This is a genomic window from Lysinibacillus sp. 2017, from assembly GCF_003073375.1.
Lineage (GTDB): Bacteria > Bacillota > Bacilli > Bacillales_A > Planococcaceae > Solibacillus.
On the sequence record NZ_CP029002.1, the window covers coordinates 815,327 to 836,838 of the forward strand.

The window sequence follows — 21,512 nt, forward strand, 5'->3', positions numbered from 1 at the left end:
TAATCAAGTCCGTTCTGCTACGCTACGGGGGACGCTTTCCTGGGGGCGTGGCTCCATCTAACTTGTTACTTGCCTCTACGGCGGCAAGCAACAAGTGGATATTCCGCTCACGCTTAATCCCCCAAGGAGTCGCCCCCTGCGCTTCGCGTCACTCCATTTGACCAGGTTAAATGCATGACACTTTGAATTGGCGGGCCTTGCATGCGGGCATTAAAGACAGTAGTATGGGCACGTACCACGTGGCCATAATGCGGTCATGCCGTAGCCTGCCAATAGCTAGACAAACTAATAAAGAAAAAATCATCCCCAACTTATAGTGATGAGCCATAAAATGGGATTGAAACTTTATATGGTTGAATTCGTATAATGTTAGAAAGGGAGGTGGCTTTTATTTTGAAAAAAATCATCGCATTTATGGCTGTTTTCTTATTCTTGATCCCTGTAATAACAGCATCTGCGGAAATGAAGATTAACGTAGACTATGGTTTAAATGGACAAGGAAAGCAAGACATGCCACTTGGGGTAACGATTACGATTGAAAATGATGAGCAACCGTTTGATGGGGAGCTATTGACGACATATCCTAGCAATTATTTATTACAAACGGGTCAAGTCTTTCGATTAAAACTCGAACCACACGAAAAATATTCGGAATTTTTCGTAATTGATAGCTATCCCTATCAATTATATAACCAAAAATCGAAATCATTTGTACATGTATATGAGGGGAGTTTAGAAAAAGGGGATAAATATAAAAATTTTCAACTCAAAAATTCTGAGCCTAAGCTTTATTCGTATGACACACATGTAGTCGGTATTTTAGGACTAAAGGATGTATCAAAGGCACTTCAAAAATTACGTGTAATAAAAGGGAATGCTAATTTAGAAGTTCAATATTTTCCTATGGATACCGTACAAACAATTACCGATGTCCGTCAATTAGCTTTTATTAATACGTTAATTTTAGCAGAGCCACTTAAACTTTATGATGAGGAGCAGCTTCAGATTCTTGTCAGTTGGATGAAAAATGGCGGTCAACTAATTGTTGATCAGGATGTAACATTTACACCAATGAAAGAGTTTGCTGCGTTACAAGCAAGCGAAGGTGCTACAAAGACAACGGTTTCAACTCAAAGTTTAGAACAGTTTTCGCGTGAAGGGACATTTCAGTCTGATTTACCACTTGTGAAGAAGGATGCCTTAGAAAATTCGGAGCTGTTTGAAGTAGATGGTCTAATCCTTGCTGCAAAGCGTCCGGTAGGAATGGGTTCGCTTATACAGACAGCATTTTCTTTAACAGATCCAGTGCTATTAACGTCAGATGGCTATGCTAACTTACTAGCACAAATGATGAATCTTCAAACACCAATGTATTCGAATTCAGCAGAAATTGAAATGTCTAATACGGTCGCATCAGTAAATGAGCTCTTTCCTGCTTTTGAATTTTCAATGTGGAAAATTTTAGCCGTGCTCATCGTGTATATATTAGTGATTGGTCCAATTTTGTACTTTATTTTAAAGAAAAAAGATAAGCGAGAGTATGCATGGTGGATTATTCCTGCAATAGCTGTTGTCTTTTCACTTGGGTTATTTTTCATCGGAGCGCGTGATCGTATTGCGCAGCCGCAAATTCAACAAACGGCTGTTATCAAAGTAGGGGAGCAATCGCAGCAATACTTTGTTCAGTCCTTACTTTCAAATCGTAGCGGAGATTATGAATTTGAATTTGGAAAAGAGCTCGATGTAACGGTTTACGGCAATGATTTTTCGAATTTACATGATTTCCAGAATGGTCGATGGAGCTATGTGAAAAATGAGGGTGACAAAAAACAATTACTATTAAAAAATGTCCCGTATTGGGATGTTGAGACGATTGTAGGGAAGGGTGCCATCGATGTTGGCCAATTTAACGTTGATTTAACGAATGAAAATAGAACATTAGTTGGTACCATCACAAACAACTTTGATGTCGATGTAACGAATGTGCAAATTTGGACGGGTGCGGAGCTAGTAACGATTGGTGATATGAAACGCGGTGAGACGACAACCGTTAATAAGACGATGCAACTTGCTGTATTATTACCAACTGTACTTCCAAATAACACAATGTACACAACACCAACACCTGAGACAATAGATACAGAACGAAAAAATCGATTAATAGCCCTTGCTCAAAGTATAATCGCAAGTGAGCAGTCACCAGCAATTATCGCCAATGCCAAAGACATCACGTATGGCGCTACACTAACGAAAAAGGCAACAACAGAATCGACAACTTTACTTGTCCAGCCATTTACAGCAACTACTCAATTTACGGGTGAACTGATTTTAACGGAACAAGCCTTCCTCGTTTCACTGAATTCTGAAATGTATGGTGGGATGAGAGACCAAACCGTAACAAGTTTAAAAGATTGGTATTTTGATCCCGGTGAATATGAAGTGACCTATAAATTGCCACAACAATTAAAAGCAGAACCGATGAACTGGTCGGAACTTCACTATGAGGTTGATGAATCATTTATGAAGGCACAAATTTGGAATGTATCAACGAATGAATATGAGCCATTTTCGTCGCAGTTTTCAACACAAGAGGTATCGAATTATTTGAAACAAGGGGAAATACGCTTCAAATGGACGATTTCAGAAAATATTTATAATCGTACATTTACTTCTCCAATAATCCAGCTGAAAGGAGCGCATGAATTATGATTGAATTTCAGCATGTAAAGAAGAGCTACAATACGGTTCAAGCGCTAAAGGATTTAACCTTAACGATTAAAAAAGGAACGATTTATGGATTTGTTGGGGCAAACGGTGCAGGTAAATCAACAGCGTTTTCTATTTTAGCCACACTCATTCCACCAACGTCTGGCGATGTACTCGTCAACGGGAAAAGTGTTTTAACGAATGCGCATGATGTGCGAGCACTCATTGGTTATATGCCGGATTTTTTTGGAGTATATGATCAACTTAAAGTAGAAGAGTACTTAGACTTTTACGGTGCGGCCTATGCATTGCCTTCAAGTGTTCGTAAAGAAAAAATCACACAGTTATTAGCACTTGTCAGATTGTCTGAGAAACGACAGGAATACGTGGACGATTTATCGCGCGGGATGAAGCAAAGACTTTGTTTAGCAAGAACATTAATGCATGACCCTGACGTATTAATCTTAGATGAGCCCGCATCAGGTTTAGATCCGAGGGCACGTGTTGAAATGCGTGATATTTTGAAGGATTTAAAAAGACTAGGGAAAACGATTTGCATTAGCTCGCATATTTTACCAGAGCTCGCGGAAGTTTGTGATGAAATTGGCGTTTTACATGAAGGAAAATTAATCGCAAGTGGTAATATTTCAGAAATTCAAGCGCAGTTACAAGCGGAGAAATGGATCACGTTGCAAACTGTTAGTGACTTACAGCAAGCACAGCAGTTTTTCATGTCACAACCAAATGTGAGCAATGTGTCAATTCAAGAACTTGGGCAGACGTTAACCTTTGCATTTAGCGGAGGGAACATGGAGCAAGCAAACTTACTAAAGTCGGCCATTGAAGCAACCATTCAAATTACATCATTTGAAGTGCAAAAGAAAAATTTAGAAGATGTTTTCATGGTAATTACAGAGGAGGTCATGCAGCATGAACAATAAACCTTTTAATCCTGTATTACTAAAAGAACTAAAGCTACGATTCCGTAATGCGAAAAGCTTCTCGAGTTTAGCCTTTTATTTAATCGCGTTAACAATTTTTATAGTGGCCTATTTTATCATCGTGACGGGCATTATGGGCAATGGGTATATTCAACCTCAAACGAGCTTTATTTTATTTTGTTGCTTAACGATGTTGCAAATGGGGCTATTACTATTTATGGCACCTGCACTTACGGCGGGTTCGATTAGTACCGAACGTGAAAAACAAACGCTTAATATGTTATTAACGACGACTCAAACGTCGACACAAATCATCATAGGAAAACTAATGGCATCACTCGCATTTTTAGTGGTGATGTTAATCGCAACTTTACCGATGTATAGTGTGTTGTTTTTATTCGGTGGCGTATCACCCAAAATGCTCGGCTCGGTATTTTTAATCTTTTTATTAACCGTATTTGCGGTAGGAAGTGTCGGTATTTTGATTTCGACCGTGACGAAAAAGACGATTGTTTCGATGATTTCAACGTATGGTGTGACGATCTTTTTAGCCTTATTTACAGCTATCTTTTTTGCGGTAGGCATGGTGAATCATGTAGTAGATCAGTCGGCCAATGTTTCGTATTTTTGGATTAGCTTAAATCCATTTGCTGTTGCATTAAGCATTATTTCCCCGGATATCGCGATTGGCATTAAAGAAGTAACGCAAGTCGAACTATCACCGATTTTACTATATTGCATTGCCTATATGTTAATAGGAATTATTAGCTTATGGATTGCGGTAAGGAAATTAAGAGAGACAAAATAAAAAACTGCGCAATTCGAGTTAAAGAATTGCGCAGTTTTTCACGATGATTTCATTAAATGAGGTGCCTTTTTTGATGTCCAAGTAAAAGCTAAAATGAAGCAACCAACTAATACAACTGTTCCTAAGATATAAGGGGAGTCGGGATTCCACTCGAATAATATTCCAGCAAGTGCAGGGCCAAACATATTACCTAAACTCATGTAGGCATTGTTCATTCCCGCTGCAAATCCTTGTTCTTGCCCAGCTAACTTAGAAATGAGTGTATTAACGGCAGGTCGGATAAACGTCGTTGCAATCGAGAATAATGTAGCCACAACTAAAATAACGAAGAAGCCACTAATATAAATGACACATAGCATCATAACAGCTGCGACTAACAAGTTGACTAAAATCACTTTCATTTCGCCGAATCGTTTAAACAATTTATTGACAATAAACATTTGAAGTATGACACCTGCGAAACCACCAACTGTTAAGATGATCGCAATATCTGTCGGTGTGTAGTTAAATTTACCATTTAGATATAAAGCAAGTGTTGCTTGGAAATTAGCAATTCCGAAGCTAAATGTGAATACAACGATCAAAAAGATAAAATACGAGGTTTTCACAGAACGAGCTAGCTGTTTGACTATATTTTCGCGTGGTGCAGAAACTTTGTTATTCTTCACATTTGGTAAAAAGATTGCTGAAAGAATAGCTGCAATTAATGCGACAACGCCAGCTAAATAAAAGGGAAATGTTAAATTAACATTCGCTAAAAAGCCCCCAATACCAGGTCCTATCATAAAGCCTAGAGACATCGCAGCCCCAATCATACCCATGCCCTTGCCACGTTCTTCATAGGTTGTAATATCAGCAACGAATGCCATAATCGGTGGCATAATAAAGGCCGCGCCAACACCACTTAAAAATCGAGCTAAAAATAAAATCCAAACTTCCGATGCCATGCCAAATAAAATTTGGGAACAGCCATAAAGAACGAGCCCATAAACGATAAAGCGTTTACGGCCATGACGGTCAGATAAATCACCTGCAACGGGGGATAGTAAAAATTGTGCGAGTGCAAAGCTCGCAATTAAAAAGCCAAGCACTTGTCCACCTACGCCGAAAACTTGTAAATAAGCAGGCATCACGGGAACAATAATGCCGATACCTCCCATTGTGATAAACATATTAAACATTAATAAGTAAAGTGCAAGCTTGTTTGATTTTTGCTCCATATTCGCCAGCCTTTCAAATGAACGATTTCGATTTTTAAAATGAATATTTTTCCAATAGCATACCATATTGTAACGGCATTATCGATAAAAATCATCCTCCTATTGACTGATGTTATAAGCATATAATCAAGCATAAAATTAAATTGGCCATAAAAAAACCGATCGTATCTTGTGAAAGAAGAGTGCGATCGGGTTTTTTTATTAACGTAAGCTCATTTTAAATTCTAAGAAGTGTTCGTTGTATTTACCTAACCATTCTAGGCCCAGGTTTTCGTATACTTCTAACTTTTCGCGTTGTTCATGCGTTGGGTAGAAGCGTTCATCATTGATTACCTCTTCATCTAATAATGCCCATGCTGCTTCGTTTGGCGATGAATAGCCAACATAATCTGCATTTTGTGCTGCGTTTTCAGGATCTAACATAAAGTTAATGAACTTATGTGCACCAGCTACATTTTTCGATGTTTTCGGAATGACCATGTTATCAAAGAAAATATTTGAACCTTCATAAGGTGTAGCAAAATCTAGTTCTTCATTTTCCCATAGCATATCGGCTGCTTGACCAGACCAAGTTAGTGCGACAGCAGCTTCGTTTTTGACCATAAGTGGTGTAATTTCATCACCGATAATGGCTTTTACGTTTGGTGTTAAAGAAATTAGTTTATCTGTCGCTTCACTTAAAAGCACATCATCTTTCACGTTTAATGAATGTCCAATCGAGTTTAAGCCCATCCCGATCACCTCACGAGAGCTGTCTACTAAAAATAGTTTGCCTTTTAATGAAGGGTCCCATAAATCTTCCCACGACTCGAATGTTAAATGGTCCTCAATTAAGTTTGGATTATAAACAATCCCAACCGTTCCCCAAAAATAAGGGATAGAATATTCATTGCCTTTATCGAATGATAAATCTAAAAAGTCTCCATTAATATTAACTAAGTTCGGTACTAACTTATGATCGATTGGAATAAGTAAATCTTTTTCCTTCATCGATTCAATTGTATATTCTGAAGGCACGGCGATATCATATGCCGAACCACCTTGCTCAATTTTTGTCATCATTGCTTCATTTGAATCGAATGTTTCATAGGTAACTTTAATTCCTGTTTCCTCTTCAAATTTATCGATTAACTCAGGGTCGATATATTCACCCCAGTTAAAAATGGTTAATGTATCTTTGCTACCTGCGCTACCTTTCGATTGCATTTGATCTGCTACAACAAATAATAGGGCGCAGACAATGATAATTGCAATGGTAGCTTTAACTAAATCTCTCATCGTTGTCCCTCCGCAGCATTAGATTTTGTACGTTTACTAATGAAGTAATACCCGATAACGATTATTAACGTCACCGCGAATACTAAACCAGAAATGGCGTTTACTGTTAAGGAAATACCAGCACGAGCCATCGAATAAATTTCAACTGATAATGTACTGAAGCCATTACCTGTTACGAAGAATGTCACGGCGAAATCATCTAATGAATACGTTAATGCCATGAAGAATCCAGCGAAAATACCTGGTGCAATATACGGTAAAATAACACGTGTTAACACATCACGCTTCGTTGCACCTAAATCGCGTGCTGCATCAAGTAAAGAAGTGTTCATTTCTAATAATTTTGGCAATACCATTAAAACAACAATGGGCACACTAAATGCCACATGTGATACAAGAACGGATGCAAAGCCTAATTTAACTCCAACCATTGTGAATAAAATTAAGAAGCTTGCCCCGATAACAACGTCTGGTGAAACGATTAGTACATTGTTTAAAGAGAGCAATGTATTGCGCATTTTTTTATCTTTAATCGAAACAATCCCAATGGCACCAAGTGTACCAATAACCGTTGCGATTAATCCTGATAGTAAGGCAACAATAACCGTATTAATTAAAATAACAATCAGGCGTGAATCTGCAAATACCGCTTTGTAATGTTCTAATGTGAACGATTCAAAGTTATTCATATTGCCGCCACTATTGAATGAATAAAAAATTAAATAGAAGATAGGCGCATATAGAATGACGAATATTAAAACTAAATAGGCTTTAGAAGCTGCTGATAATTTTTTCATTATGCGCGGCCTCCTTTAGATTTTTGCTTTGTTACAAGCATTGTTAAAATCATGAATAAAATTAAGAATACCGCAATCGTAGAACCCATACCCCAGTTTTGAGAGACAAGGAATTGTTGCTCAATGGCAGTACCTAACGTAATTACTTGGTTACCAGCGATTAAACGCGTAATCATGAATAATGATAATGCCGGAATAAATGTAACTTGAATCCCTGATTTTACACCGTCAATAGTTAATGGAAAAATGACACGACGGAAAGTAGTCCAGCTTGAAGCTCCTAAATCTCGAGCAGCGAAAACAAGTGATGGATTCATTTTATCTAATGAGTTGAATATTGGAATAATCATAAACGGAATGAAGATGTAGACCGATACGAATACGAAACTGAAATCTGTAAATAAAATTTGCTTAGGATCAAAGCCGAACACTTTAATCATCGCGTTAATTGGACCACTTAATCCAAAAATTCCAATGAAAGCATAAGTTTTTAATAATAAGTTAATCCAAGACGGGATAATGATTAACATTAACCAAAGCTGCTTGTTTTTTGTTTTTGTTAAAAGATAAGCAGTAGGGTAGGCAAATAATAACGTAAAGACCGTAATTAAAAACGCATACCAGAAACTACTTAACGTCATTTTTAAATAAACGGGCGTGAAGAATTTCACATAGTTGGCAAGTGTGAAGTCACCATTTAAATCTAACACTGAATAGTAAACGATTAATGCGATTGGTGCGATTACGAATAAAAGTATCCAGAATAGATAAGGAATTAACGGTCCCTTTGCTGTTTTTTTATTCATCGTCTTCATCACCATATGCTTCTAAACGTTTGTCGAAGTCCTCTTCTGTTTCGTTTAAGCGCATGACGTGAATTGCTTCAGGGTCAAAATCTAACCCGATCTCTTCGCCAACGTCAGCTTTTTTCAGTGAGTGCACTAACCATTCATTGCCGTCTTTATCGTAAGTAGATAACTCATAGTGAACACCGCGGAATAATTGCGTATCCACTGTTACGATTAATTTCCCTTTATTAGGTGTTGTAATTTCTAAATCTTCTGGACGGATGACGATATCGATTTTTTCGTTTGACTTCATCCCACCATCGACACATTCGAATTCTTTGCCAGCGAATTTAACTTTATAGTCTTCGATCATAATGCCATCTACGATATTAGATTCACCGATGAAATCTGCAACAAAGCGGTTAATTGGCTCATCGTAAATATCAACTGGCGTACCTGATTGCTTAATTTCACCATTAGATAGAACGAAAATTTCATCACTCATTGCAAGTGCTTCTTCTTGGTCATGCGTAACGAATACGAATGTTTTTCCAAGACGTTGTTGTAATTCACGTAACTCATATTGCATTTCCGTACGCAATTTTAAGTCCAAAGCCGATAATGGCTCATCTAGTAAGATTACTTCCGGGTCATTAACGATGGCACGTGCAATGGCAACACGTTGGCGTTGGCCACCAGACATTTCTGAAATTTCACGGTTGCCATAGCCTGCTAAGTTTACAAATTTTAATGCTTCTTGGACACGTCGCTGTACTTCTGCTTCTTTTACTTTCTTTATACGTAAACCGAACGCGACATTCTCAAATACATTTAAGTGAGGGAATAGAGCGTAATCTTGGAATACTGTGTTTACTTGACGTTCATTGGCAGGTACGTCATTAATGCGTCTTCCATCGAAATAAACATCGCCTGTAGAAGCGTCTGTAAAGCCTGCGATAATACGTAAAATAGTCGTTTTCCCACAACCAGATGGTCCTAGTAATGTATAAAACTTACCACGTTCTAATTCAAAATTAATATTTTTTAATACAACTGTACCGTCATCATATGATTTTGTGACATTTTCAAAGCGAATAATTGTGTTATCCATACAAAAGCCTCCTAAGCCTTATAAATAAGATTGTGTTGCGACTAATAGTAATTTTGTAATTCCATTGTGCGCATTAAAAATTTGATGATTCGAAGATGCTTCGTAATAGACAGCATGACCTTCCCCTGCGATATATTCGTCATTGCCTAGAACAACACGAATTCTTCCGTTTATAACATAAATGAATGTTTCTGCTAATGATGGAGCAAACTCTTTAAATTCTGCATCCTTTTGAAGTGTAATGAAAACAGGTTCCATTTCTTTTTCATTTGATGTTGGAATTAACCATTCGATTTCATATTTTTTTTCATGATCAATAAAGCTTGTTTGGTCATCTTTCGTAAAAACAATTTTTTCATTTTTCTGTTCATCATCAAAAAAGTCTCGCGGTGAGCACCCGAGAACTTCTAATAAATTGAATAAAGTTTCAATTGATGGTGAGTTTAGATCTCGTTCAAGTTGAGAAATGTATCCTTTTGTTAAGTCTGTTCGTTCACCAAGTTCTTCTTGGGTTAGCCCTTTTTTAATGCGAAGGGCCTTGATCTTATTGCCAATTTGCATATAATCACGCTCCACTAGTAGTTTACTTCTGTTAAACTCTAAGTATGGAAGTTTACTTTAACAAAACTTTAAGTTTACGAAAACAATAATAATTATACATAATGTATACAGAATTTCAAGTATAATAATGGTATTAAAAAATAAATATTCTTTTAGAAATAAAATCATTTGTCATTTCACGGAAATTGAGAGGCATCATATGCTAACTTGAGGAGGAGATAAATTGAAGATTCGAACGCCAATGCCTAGCTTAGATGGAGATGAGCTAATTATTAATGAAAGGGCATTAACAAAGGATATTTCGAATATAACACTCATTTATTTTTGGTCGATTAGCTGTAATCAATGTGAGACTTCGATTATAAAACTAAAAGAACTGCAACAATTATTTCAAAATAAACTTACGATTATTGCTATCCATATGCCGAGAAGTGAAGAGGACAAAGATGTAAAGGCAATTAAATCAAAATTAAAACAGCTTGCAATTGCATTACCAGTATATGTTGACCAACACTTACGTCTAACGAACGCGTTTGAAAATCGATTTGTACCAGCCTATTATCTTTTTGACAAAGAGAAAAAGCTACGGTTTTATCAAGCAGGAGTACCATCAAAAAAATTATTACAACAAAAAATTGAACGCTTCATTTAATAGCGGAAGTTAAGAAATTACGTTAAAATGTTGGCAATGGATAGGTTCGGAGGAGAAACGATGAAAAAAGAATTTGTAGTCATAGGGTTAGGACGTTTTGGCGGTAGCATTGTCCGTGAATTGGTGAAGCAAGGAGCCAATGTCATGGCAATTGACACCGACAGTGAGCGTGTAGATGAATATTCGAAAATTGCCACACAAGCGATCGTAGCAGATACCACGGAAGAAGAGGTTATCAAATCTTTAGGCTTATGGAATTTTGAACATGTCATTGTGGCCATTGGTGAAAATATACAATCGAGCATTTTAACGACGCTTATTTTAAAAGAACTAGGGGTACCACAAATTACAGTAAAAGCCCAAAACGATTATCATGAAAAAGTATTGCTCAAAATTGGTGCGGATTTTGTAGTACACCCAGAACGTGATATGGGCATTCGAATTGCCAATAACATGATTTCAAATAGTGTTTTGGATTATTTAGAGTTATCCGCAGAGCACTCCATTATGGAAATTAAAGCGAGTGAAAATATTGCAGGAAATTCGTTGATTGAGCTTGATATTCGGGCAAAATATGGTGTTAATATTGTCGGGATTACAAGAGGCGATGAAATAATGATCTCGCCAGCAGCAACAGAGCGTATTCAGCTTGGAGATGTACTACTCATCATTGGTGCGGACGTCGATATTAATCGCTTTGTGAAAAAAGTTATACAACGATAAAAATTGAAGTCCTTCAAATTACTAAAAAAGAGCTGTTCTGTAAGTTTTGCTTACGGAACAGCTCTTTTAAGTATATTTCTATACTTCCATAATAATTGGTAAAACCATAGGACGACGTTTTGTTTTTTCATATAAGTACGGTCCTAAAATGTCTGTAATTTCATTTTTCAAGTCATTCCATTGTGTATCTTTTTCTTGGATTGTACTGTTTAAATGTTGGTTTAACATTTTTTGCGCTTCGTTAATCATTGTACCTGATTCACGCATGTAGACGAATCCTCGAGAGATAATATCTGGACCTGAAACGATTTTGTTATTTTCCATATCAACACTTACGACAACAATCACTAAACCTTCTTCAGAAAGAATGCGACGATCGCGCAGTACGATATTTCCAATATCACCAATACCATTACCATCAATATAAACATCACCTGAAGGGATACGGCCAGCAACATGTGCTTCGTTAGCACTTAATGCCAAAACGTCACCATTATCCATAACGAATGTGTTTTCTATTGGAACATCACAAGCTTCTGCTAATTCCGTGTGAATTTTTAACATACGATATTCACCGTGAATTGGCATAAAGAATTTAGGCTTCATTAAACGAAGCATTAATTTTTGTTCTTGTTGAGAACCGTGACCAGATGTATGGATATTGTTTAATGTGCCGTGAATAACTTCAGCACCAGCACGGAATAATAAGTTGATAATTTTGTTTACACTCATTGTATTTCCTGGTACAGGAGAAGATGAGAATACAACAGTATCACCAGGCTGGATTTGAATTTGACGATGTGTACCATTTGCAATACGTGATAATGCAGCCATTGGTTCACCTTGAGAACCTGTACATAAAATCATCACTTCATTTGCTGGTAAACGGTTTAAGCTTTGTACATCCACAAAAGTTTCCTTTGGTGCTGTAATATAGCCTAATTCTCGTCCAATCGCAATGGCATTGTCCATCGAACGACCGAAAACGGCAACTTTACGTCCGTATTTTACAGCAGCATCTGTTGCTTGCTGTAAACGGTGAATATTTGATGCGAATGTTGCAAAAATGACTCGTCCATCTACTTTACGGAAAATTTCATCAATGCTTTTGCCTACTGTGCGCTCAGACATTGTAAATTCAGTCTTTTCAGCGTTTGTACTATCGGAAAGTAAGCACAGTACGCCGTCACGACCAATTTCAGCCATTTTAGATAAGTTTGCAGGCTCACCCACTGGCGTAAAGTCGAATTTAAAGTCACCTGTATGCACGATATTCCCTGGTGGTGTTTTGACAACAATACCGTATGCATCTGGAATACTGTGTGTTGTACGGAAGAAGCTAACCGAAGTTTTACGGAATTTGATAATATCATCTTCTTTGAATTCGATTAATTTCGTCGTACGTAATAAGCCGTGTTCGTCGAGCTTGTTACGAAGAAGTCCAAGAGCGAGTTTACCACCATAAACTGGTACATTAACTTGACGCAGTAAATACGGGATACCGCCAATATGGTCTTCGTGTCCGTGCGTAATGAATAAACCTTTAATTTTGTCGACGTTACGTACTAGATACGTGTAGTCTGGAATGACATAGTCAATACCAAGTAAGTCGTCCTCAGGAAATTTAATACCTGCATCAATTAAAATAATTTCATCTTGGAATTGTACTGCGTATGTGTTTTTGCCGATTTCGCCCAGTCCGCCGAGTGCGAAAACAGCCGCTTGATCATTCTTAACGAATTTCATAAATGTTAAGCGTTCTCCAATTTGAAGTTCGGGCTGTTTTGTTCATACTCTAAGTAGTTGCCTTCTAATAGCTGAACAAGTTCGATATTATGATTACGGTCTTTTAAATAGTGACGCACTTCTTGTTCAGACGACGCCTCTAAATAAACTGTTTTTGTGTTTTCGCGAACTGGAATCTCAGTGACTGTTTCTTGATAATAAACTTTGTAAATCATAGTTACTCTCCTTTAATTACGAACATTATTATTGCATTTTCTATTCGTTAGAAAAATACATTTCCTTTATCTTATCATGAGGCTCCTTTAAAATAAAGAAAAGCCCTTCAAATTAATGTACAAGCACAATGTTTTATTAGAAGAAAAAATGGTACAACCTCACGACTTTTGAGGTGTACCATCGAAAATATATACATTAGGCGATTAATTTTTTTCCGAGGATGCCATTTAATTGTTTGAGCCATTTCTTTTTGAGACGTCGTAACATTGGTCATCACTCCTCAAATGTTATTTTACTAAAAATTCTGACTTTTGTAAAGGGTATAACTAAATAGAGAGAAGGAATATTAATATGAAGAAATTTTTATTTTTCGATGTAGATGGCACACTTTACGATTCCAATAAACAGTTACCAAAATCAGCGAAAGAGGCAATCTTTAAAGCACGCGAAAATGGACATGAAATTGCAATTGCAACAGGGCGTGCCCCGTTCATGATTCAAAGTTTATTAGATGAATTAAAAATCGATACATTCGTCACGTTTAATGGTCAATATGTTGTTTATAAAGGGAAAGTTATTTTCACAGATCAAATTCCTAAGGACACATTACAAAAGATTTTAAATTATGGTGAAAAAAATGAACATCCTTTTGTTTTTATTAATGATGTAGAAATGATTGCGACTGCCCCAAATTATACTAGTATTTCGGAAAGTTTGGCTACGCTTCATTATCCGTATCCAGCAATTAATGCTTCGTATTATTTGCAAACACCTGTTTATCAAACATTATTATTTGCAAAGCAACAAGAACAACAACATTATGAAAAGGAATTTCCAACTGTCCAATTTATAAGATGGCATGAAAATTCTTGTGATATGTTACCAGCTGGTGGCTCTAAAGCAAGAGGCATTCAAAAATTAATTGAATATATCAATTTCCCAATGGAAGATGTAATAGCATTTGGAGATGGATTAAATGATATCGAAATGTTGAGTTCAGTAGGATTTAGCGTAGCGATGGGGAATGGTCATGAAAAAGCAAAAGCAGCCGCTTCCTATATTGCAAAGTCTGTTGACGAAGATGGATTAGCAAATGCAATGAAGGATTTGCGATTGATTTAGGTTAAAAGTAACTGCTTAAATGTATAAATATTGTATAAATAGACAAAATGTTCTAATATAATGGTGATAGTTAAATTGACTTATTATTTGATTTGGTTTCGGAATGAGGCTTTTATTGCTTTTACAGGAGGGATGTATTCATGATTCGTTTTATAACCATGGTAAGAAAATCTGGTGGGAGTTGTGAAGTTAATATTTCTAATGATCACGAATTATATATTGATATTGAGGATACACACAGGAAAGAAGAAGTAAGAAGCATTGTTAAACAAGGTATACATTACGGGTACATAAAAGTGCTGATAAACGAGGTCGATCCTTTTGTTACATATGAGCGTCAAATTATCCCGTTACAATGGTTGCGCTATATTGAACTATTTGAAGAGTTAGTGGAAAAACAAAATGTCTGTACAAAAGACCCAAACGATATACATCTTAAAAAGTTAGATCAAGACTTTTTGGAGTTTATAGTACAAGAAAAAGTATTTATTTTATCGTATACAAATTTTATTAATGAATTTATTGATTCTGCTAAAAAGTATTTTGAAATATTTACAAAATACGCACAAGATTCCATTTATGAAGATGTGATTGAACATTTAGTGCAATTAAAAAATAGTTTATATGAAGAAAAGGTGTAGCCAACAAATGCTACACCTTTTTATTTGATTATTGACGGTCAAATGGAACGCTGTTTTCAATTTCACCAAACGGATCTTTTTCATTAATACGGTCAAAGAACATTACACCATTTAAATGATCCAGTTCATGTTGGAAACAAATCGCTGGTAATCCGCTTAAGCGCATCTTTTTCTCTTCGCCATCGATTGTCATAAATTTTACTGTAATACGTGCGTGGCGAGGGACATAACCAGAAACTGCGCGATCAACTGATAAACAGCCTTCACCCGCTGTCATATAGGTTTGTTCAACAGAATGACTAACGATTTTTGGGTTAATTGCTACAAAACTTAATAACTCCCCATTTTCATCTTCTAAATGAAGGGCAAACATGCGTTTTAAACTATTTACTTGGTTGGCAGCTAGACCGATGCCTCCACGTAAATTATACTTTTCAGCCATTTCAGGATCTTGGCTGTTAATTAAATATTGAAGCATATCCTCTGCTAATGTTTTATCCTCTACAGAGAGGGGAAATGTCACTTCTTCTGCACGTGTGCGTAATGTTGGGTGACCTTCACGAATAATATCTTTCATTAAAATCATGTGAAACTTCCTTTCAGTTGGAACTTAAATCTTTATGCTTCTAGTATACACAACTCTGTAAAACGTAAGTAGGAAAAACTTCTAACTTTGTTGAACACGCAAAAAAAATGATTTAATTTAACGAAATATGGAGATGGATAAAATGGACTGTAAAATTATTGCTGGAAAACTTTCAATACGAACATTTTAGTCCTATTATAGTACAGTTTCAATTTATGTGTATAACAGACGTACAAACTGTTGTAGTTTTTAATTTTTATTGAAAAATGATTAAATTAGATGGTAAACAATGATTGACCGATGGAAATTTATTCATTATACTCGGGTTAGTAGGAAGTTGTACTAATTGAAAATGATATTTTTTTAATACAGTTTAAAGGGGATGGATAATATGGGAGAAAAAATGATAAAACAATTTGACCCAGCTGGCACATTAAAACAAATTGAAGAACAATTTGAAATGTTCCAAATTTTAAATGAGCAAGGTGAAGTTGTAAACGAAGCAGCAATGCCAGATTTATCTGATGAAGAATTAGTGGAATTAATGTCACGCATGGTTTATGTACGTATTTTAGACCAACGTTCGATTTCACTAAACCGTCAAGGACGACTTGGTTTCTATGCGCCTACTGCTGGTCAAGAGGCATCACAATTAGCTTCTCATTATGCGTTGGAAAAAGAAGACTGGATTTTACCAGGATATCGTGATGTTCCACAAATCGTGATGCACGGTTTACCATTATGGAAAGCATTTTTATTCAGCCGTGGTCACTTTATTGGTAACCAAGTACCTGAAGGTGTAAATATTTTAGCACCTCAAATTATTATCGGTGCACAATATGTTCAAACAGCAGGTGTTGCACTTGGCTTGAAAAAACGTAAATCAAATACTGTGGCTATCACATATACAGGTGACGGTGGTTCTTCGCAAGGGGATTTCTATGAAGGAATTAACTTTGCGGGTGCATTCAAAGCGCCAGCAATTTTCATTGTACAAAATAACCAATTCGCAATTTCAACACCACGTGAATTACAAACTGCAGCGAAAACAATTGCACAAAAAGGGATTGCAGCAGGTATTCCAAGTGTGTTAGTTGATGGTATGGATCCACTAGCTGTTTATGTAGCAACAAAAGATGCACGTGATCGCGCGGTTCGTGGAGAAGGTCCTTCATTAATCGAGACACTGTGTTACCGTTATGGTCCACATACAATGGCAGGGGATGACCCAACACGTTACCGTACTTCTGATACAGATAATGAGTGGTCAGCAAAAGACCCACTTGTTCGTTTCCGTAAGTTCTTAGAAGCAAAAGGATTATGGAGTGAGCAAAAAGAAGAAGAAGTAATCGAACGTGCTAAAGACGAAATTAAAGAAGCGATTAAATTAGCAGACCAAGCACCAAAACAAAAAGTGACAGAACTAATGGATAATATGTACGCTAGTGAAATGCCAGCGAACTTAAAAGAGCAATATGCAATTTATAAAGAGAAGGAGTCGAAATAAGCCATGGCACAAATGACGATGATTCAAGCAATTACAGATGCATTACGTTGCGAATTGAAAAACGATGAAAACGTATTAGTATTCGGGGAAGACGTTGGTGTAAACGGTGGGGTATTCCGTGCAACGGAAGGTCTTCAAAAAGAATTCGGCGTAGATCGTGTATTCGATACGCCGCTTGCAGAATCAGGTATCGGTGGTTTAGCGATTGGTTTAGCGTTAACAGGTTACCGTCCAGTTCCTGAAATTCAATTTTTCGGCTTCGTTTTCGAAGTGATGGACTCAATTAGTGGTCAATTAGCTCGTATGAAATACCGTTCTGGTGGAACGTACAATGCACCAGTTACAATTCGTTCTCCATTCGGTGGTGGGGTTCACACACCTGAAATGCACTCAGACTCTTTAGAAGGGTTAATGGCGCAATCACCAGGTTTAAAAGTAGTTATTCCTTCAACGCCATACGATGCAAAAGGTTTATTAATCGCCTCTATTCGCGATAATGACCCAGTTATTTTCTTAGAGCACTTAAAATTATATCGTTCATTCCGTGAAGAAGTTCCGGAAGAATCATACACAATCGAACTTGGTAAAGCAGATGTGAAACGTGAAGGGAAAGATCTTTCAATCTTTGCATACGGCTTAATGGTTCACGAGTCTTTAAAAGCAGCAGAAGAACTTGAAAAAGAAGGATACTCAGTTGAAGTAGTTGACTTACGTACAATTCAACCACTTGATATTGAAACAATTATTGCTTCAGTTGAAAAAACAGGTCGTGCCATTGTTGTTCAAGAAGCACAAAAACAAGCTGGTATTGCAGCAAATGTTGTGGCAGAAATCACAGAACGTGCGATTCTTTCATTAGAAGCACCAGTATTACGTGTTACTGCACCGGATACAATTTATCCGTTCCCACAAGCAGAGGGTGTATGGTTACCAACTTATAAAGATGTAATGGAAACTGCGAAGAAAGTTTTAACATTCTAAGAATTGAGGGTGAGATAGATGGCATTTACATTTCGTTTACCAGATATCGGTGAAGGTATTCATGAAGGTGAAATCGTTAAATGGTTCGTTAAACCAGGCGATCAAGTAAAAGAGGATGATATTTTAGCTGAAGTTCAAAATGATAAAGCAGTAGTAGAAATTCCTTCTCCAGTAGATGGAACAGTTGAAGAAATTTTTGTAGAAGAAGGTACAGTTGCTGTTGTAGGCGATGCATTAATTCGCTTTGATGCGCCAGGCTATGAAGACATGAAACTAAAAGGCGACGATCATCACGAATCGAATGAAGCGTCTAAAACAGAAGCACAAGTACAAGCGACGGCTGAAGCTGGTCAAAATGTGGAAAAAGAACAAGTAACTACAGACAAGCAAGAAGCAAAAAAAGAAGAAGCTGCACCAGTGAAAGAAGTGGATGAAGCGTCTTCAAGCAAGCGTATTATTGCAATGCCTTCTGTTCGTAAATATGCACGTGAAAAAGGTACGGATATCCAACAAGTTACAGGTACAGGAAAAAATGGTCGTATCTTAAAAGAAGATATTGAAAGCTTCTTAAATGGTGGCCAGGCGTCTGCTTCTACAGTAGAAGAAACACAAGAAGTTTCGACAACATCTACTTCGACAGACAAAGCAGCACAAGCCGCGCCAGTCGTACTTGAAGGGGAATTCCCTGAAACACGTGAAAAAATGAGCGGTATCCGTAAAGCAATTGCAAAAGCGATGGTTCATTCGAAACATACAGCACCACATGTGACATTAATGGATGAAGTAGATGTAACAGAATTAGTTGCACACCGCAAACAATTCAAAGATATCGCGGCAGAGCAAGGCGTTAAATTAACTTATTTACCGTATGTTGTGAAGGCTTTAATCTCGACTTTACGTAAATATCCTGAATTCAACCGTTCACTAGATGACGCGACACAAGAAATTATTCAAAAACATTACTATAATATAGGTATTGCTGCTGATACAGACAAAGGCTTACTAGTTCCAGTACTTAAGCATGCTGATCACAAATCAGTATTTGGCTTATCTGCAGAAATTAATGAACTAGCTGTAAAAGCACGTGATGGTAAGCTAGCACCGCACGAAATGAAAGGTGCATCAATGTCGATTACAAATATCGGTTCTGCAGGTGGTCAGTGGTTTACACCAGTTATTAACCATCCTGAAGTAGCGATTTTAGGAATTGGTCGAATTTCAGAGAAACCAGTAATAAAAAATGGTGAAATTGTAGCTGCACATGTGTTAGCATTATCAATGAGCTTTGATCATCGTATGATCGATGGTGCGACTGCACAAAACGCTTTAAATCATTTAAAACGTTTATTAAGTGAGCCGCAACTATTATTAATGGAGGCGTAAAAAAATGGTAGTAGGAGATTTTCCAATCGAATTAGATACTCTTGTAGTAGGGTCAGGTCCTGGGGGTTACGTTGCAGCGATTCGCGCAGCACAAACAGGTCAAAAAGTAACAGTCGTTGAGCGTGGCGCATTAGGGGGCGTATGCTTAAACGTAGGTTGTATCCCATCAAAAGCTTTAATCTCTGTTGGTCACCGCTTCGAGCATGCTCAACATTCAGATGATATGGGTGTTGTAGCTTCAGAAGTTAAACTTGACTGGTCTAAAGCACAAGCGTTCAAAGACAGCGTTGTTAAAAAATTAGTAGGCGGCGTTGAAGGCTTATTAAAAGGTAACAAAGTTGATGTTGTTAAAGGTGAAGCTTACTTCGTAGACGGTAACACTGTACGTGTAATCGATGGCGAAAAAGCACAAACTTATACATTCAAAAACTGTATCTTAGCAACAGGATCTCGTCCAATTGAAATTCCAACATTCAAATTTACTAAGCGTGTAGTTAGTTCAACTGGTGCATTATCATTCCCTGAAGTACCAGGTAAATTAGTTGTTATCGGTGGCGGTTATATCGGTACTGAGCTAGGTTCTGCATATGCTAACTTAGGTTCTCAAGTAACGATTATCGAAGGCGGTAAAGACATCTTAGCTGGTTTCGAAAAACAAATGACTCAAATTGTTAAAAAAGGCCTTAAAAAGAAAGGCGTTGAAGTAGTAGTAGGCGCATCTGCTAAAGGTGTTGAAGAAACTGAGTCAGGCGTAGTTGTTACTTATGAAGCTGACGGTCAAGAAAAAACGGTTGAAGCGGATTATGTATTAGTAACTGTAGGTCGTCGTCCAAATACTGATGAATTAGGCTTAGAACAAATCGGTATTAAATATGCTGAGCGCGGTTTATTAGAAGTAGACAAACAAGGTCGTACTTCAGTACCTAGCATCTTTGCTATCGGTGATATTGTTTCAGGTCCACAACTTGCACACAAAGCTTCTTATGAAGGTAAAGTTGCTGCAGAAGCAATCGCTGGTGAACCATCAGTAGTTGACTACTTAGCAATTCCAGCAGTATGCTTCACAGATCCAGAAATGGCTACTGTAGGTTACTCAGAAGAGCAAGCTAAAGCGGAAGGTCTTGAAGTGAAAGCTGCAAAATTCCCATTCGCTGCAAACGGCCGTGCATTAGCACTTAACGCAACAGAAGGTTTCGTGAAACTAGTAGCTCGTAAAGAAGATGGTCTATTAGTAGGTGCTCAAATCGTTGGTGTTGGTGCTTCTGATATGATCGCTGAAATGGCTACTGCTATCGAAGCGGGTATGACTGCGGAAGATATCGCATTAACTATCCATGCTCACCCAACTTTAGGTGAAATTACGATGGAAGCTGCTGAAGTATTATTAGGCAACCCAATCCATATCGTTACTAAATAATTTTAAATTTTTGAAGGCTACGTAGTATGCTCAATACTGCGTAGCCTTTTTGTGTGCCGGGCATGTCTGTCAACTAGGTGATGAAAGTTCACTGTGGGCGTCAGGATATGCGAACCACTAGCTGAAAACAAGGGTGTCCGTGGTGACGCGGAATCTGAAGGAAGTTCGAGGCAAAATCTTGGTCTGAGGAACACGAATCGCATGAGGTTGTCTCATCTGGATAAGGTTGCAAAACAAACTGAAGTCCAAAATATCCTCGGAAAGATGAGGCGATAAATGCGGCAGATGGATGAGAGGAAAGTGGGCAGACTTACCCCGGGAGATCTGA

20 protein-coding genes are annotated in these 21,512 nt (G+C 37.4%); 11 read left to right on the forward strand and 9 right to left on the reverse strand.

What is annotated here, in order from left to right; all coding sequences use genetic code 11:
- The first annotated feature begins 393 nt into the window (after positions 1–393).
- The 3 genes from DCE79_RS03535 to DCE79_RS03545 are packed head-to-tail and all read left to right on the forward strand — an operon-like array spanning position 394 to position 4,455.
- Positions 394–2,709 carry a cytochrome c oxidase subunit II gene (locus DCE79_RS03535; RefSeq protein WP_108711737.1) on the forward strand — a complete coding sequence of 772 codons (2,316 nt, stop codon included), beginning with the start codon at positions 394–396 and terminating at the stop codon, positions 2,707–2,709.
- Positions 2,706–3,647, forward strand: coding sequence for an ABC transporter ATP-binding protein (locus DCE79_RS03540; RefSeq protein ID WP_108711738.1), 942 nt, complete (start codon positions 2,706–2,708; stop codon positions 3,645–3,647). The genes DCE79_RS03535 and DCE79_RS03540 overlap by 4 nt, the downstream gene beginning before the upstream one ends.
- On the forward strand, positions 3,637–4,455 hold the full coding sequence (locus DCE79_RS03545) for an ABC transporter permease (protein ID WP_108711739.1): 819 nt from the start codon (positions 3,637–3,639) through the stop codon (positions 4,453–4,455). The genes DCE79_RS03540 and DCE79_RS03545 overlap by 11 nt, the downstream gene beginning before the upstream one ends.
- Before the next feature lie 38 nt (positions 4,456–4,493).
- On the opposite strand, the gene DCE79_RS03550 is transcribed toward DCE79_RS03545, so the two are convergent.
- The 6 genes from DCE79_RS03550 to DCE79_RS03575 form a co-directional block, all read right to left on the reverse strand.
- A complete protein-coding gene (locus tag DCE79_RS03550; RefSeq protein WP_108714417.1) occupies positions 4,494–5,675 on the reverse strand; it encodes an MFS transporter in 1,182 nt (393 codons plus the stop codon).
- A gap of 201 nt (positions 5,676–5,876) precedes the next feature.
- A complete protein-coding gene (locus DCE79_RS03555; RefSeq protein ID WP_108711740.1) occupies positions 5,877–6,953 on the reverse strand; it encodes an ABC transporter substrate-binding protein in 1,077 nt (358 codons plus the stop codon).
- Positions 6,950–7,750 (reverse strand): ABC transporter permease, encoded by an 801-nt coding sequence (locus DCE79_RS03560; RefSeq protein WP_108711741.1) that lies wholly within the window; start codon positions 7,748–7,750, stop codon positions 6,950–6,952. The genes DCE79_RS03555 and DCE79_RS03560 overlap by 4 nt, the downstream gene beginning before the upstream one ends.
- The gene (locus DCE79_RS03565) at positions 7,750–8,556 is read right to left on the reverse strand and encodes an ABC transporter permease (protein WP_108711742.1); all 807 of its coding nucleotides are present in this window, start codon (positions 8,554–8,556) and stop codon (positions 7,750–7,752) included. Before DCE79_RS03565 ends, DCE79_RS03560 begins: the two co-directional genes overlap by 1 nt.
- On the reverse strand, positions 8,549–9,649 hold the full coding sequence (locus DCE79_RS03570; protein ID WP_108711743.1) for an ABC transporter ATP-binding protein: 1,101 nt from the start codon (positions 9,647–9,649) through the stop codon (positions 8,549–8,551). The genes DCE79_RS03565 and DCE79_RS03570 overlap by 8 nt, the downstream gene beginning before the upstream one ends.
- Positions 9,650–9,667: 18 nt before the next feature.
- Positions 9,668–10,210, reverse strand: coding sequence for a helix-turn-helix domain-containing protein (locus DCE79_RS03575; RefSeq protein ID WP_108711744.1), 543 nt, complete (start codon positions 10,208–10,210; stop codon positions 9,668–9,670).
- A gap of 223 nt (positions 10,211–10,433) precedes the next feature.
- Here DCE79_RS03575 and DCE79_RS03580 point away from each other — a divergent pair, with 223 nt between their 5' ends.
- Both DCE79_RS03580 and DCE79_RS03585 read left to right on the forward strand, forming a co-directional pair.
- Positions 10,434–10,862 (forward strand): TlpA family protein disulfide reductase, encoded by a 429-nt coding sequence (locus DCE79_RS03580; RefSeq protein WP_108711745.1) that lies wholly within the window; start codon positions 10,434–10,436, stop codon positions 10,860–10,862.
- A 60-nt stretch (positions 10,863–10,922) separates the two neighbouring features.
- Positions 10,923–11,585 (forward strand): potassium channel family protein, encoded by a 663-nt coding sequence (locus DCE79_RS03585; RefSeq protein ID WP_108711746.1) that lies wholly within the window; start codon positions 10,923–10,925, stop codon positions 11,583–11,585.
- 78 nt (positions 11,586–11,663) lie between these two features.
- Here the strand turns inward: DCE79_RS03585 and rnjA are convergent, their stop codons facing one another.
- Both rnjA and DCE79_RS03595 read right to left on the reverse strand, forming a co-directional pair.
- Positions 11,664–13,331 carry a ribonuclease J1 gene (rnjA, locus tag DCE79_RS03590; RefSeq protein ID WP_108711747.1) on the reverse strand — a complete coding sequence of 556 codons (1,668 nt, stop codon included), beginning with the start codon at positions 13,329–13,331 and terminating at the stop codon, positions 11,664–11,666.
- A gap of 5 nt (positions 13,332–13,336) precedes the next feature.
- Entirely contained in the window at positions 13,337–13,546 is a 210-nt protein-coding gene (locus DCE79_RS03595; RefSeq protein WP_108711748.1) for a DNA-dependent RNA polymerase subunit epsilon, read from the reverse strand.
- Positions 13,547–13,898: 352 nt separating this feature from the next.
- On the opposite strand from DCE79_RS03595, the gene DCE79_RS03600 reads away from it, so the two are divergent.
- Positions 13,899–14,669: a Cof-type HAD-IIB family hydrolase gene (locus tag DCE79_RS03600; RefSeq protein ID WP_108711749.1), complete on the forward strand. Its 771-nt coding sequence runs from the start codon at positions 13,899–13,901 to the stop codon at positions 14,667–14,669.
- 140 nt (positions 14,670–14,809) lie between these two features.
- Positions 14,810–15,310 carry a hypothetical protein gene (locus DCE79_RS03605; protein ID WP_108711750.1) on the forward strand — a complete coding sequence of 167 codons (501 nt, stop codon included), beginning with the start codon at positions 14,810–14,812 and terminating at the stop codon, positions 15,308–15,310.
- A gap of 28 nt (positions 15,311–15,338) precedes the next feature.
- Here DCE79_RS03605 and def read toward each other — a convergent pair whose 3' ends face one another.
- The gene (gene def / locus DCE79_RS03610) at positions 15,339–15,896 is read right to left on the reverse strand and encodes a peptide deformylase (protein WP_108711751.1); all 558 of its coding nucleotides are present in this window, start codon (positions 15,894–15,896) and stop codon (positions 15,339–15,341) included.
- Between the two features lie 391 nt (positions 15,897–16,287).
- Between def and pdhA the strand changes: the two genes are divergently transcribed.
- From pdhA to lpdA, 4 genes are read left to right on the forward strand one after another with little or no spacing between them, the layout of a single operon-like run.
- Positions 16,288–17,403, forward strand: coding sequence for a pyruvate dehydrogenase (acetyl-transferring) E1 component subunit alpha (pdhA, locus tag DCE79_RS03615; protein ID WP_108711752.1), 1,116 nt, complete (start codon positions 16,288–16,290; stop codon positions 17,401–17,403).
- A gap of 3 nt (positions 17,404–17,406) precedes the next feature.
- Positions 17,407–18,384, forward strand: a complete 978-nt coding sequence (locus tag DCE79_RS03620) for an alpha-ketoacid dehydrogenase subunit beta (protein WP_108711753.1) — start codon at positions 17,407–17,409, stop codon at positions 18,382–18,384.
- 18 nt (positions 18,385–18,402) lie between these two features.
- A complete protein-coding gene (locus DCE79_RS03625; protein ID WP_108711754.1) occupies positions 18,403–19,767 on the forward strand; it encodes a dihydrolipoamide acetyltransferase family protein in 1,365 nt (454 codons plus the stop codon).
- 4 nt (positions 19,768–19,771) lie between these two features.
- Entirely contained in the window at positions 19,772–21,184 is a 1,413-nt protein-coding gene (lpdA, locus tag DCE79_RS03630) for a dihydrolipoyl dehydrogenase (protein WP_108711755.1), read from the forward strand.
- Positions 21,185–21,512 lie beyond the last annotated feature (328 nt).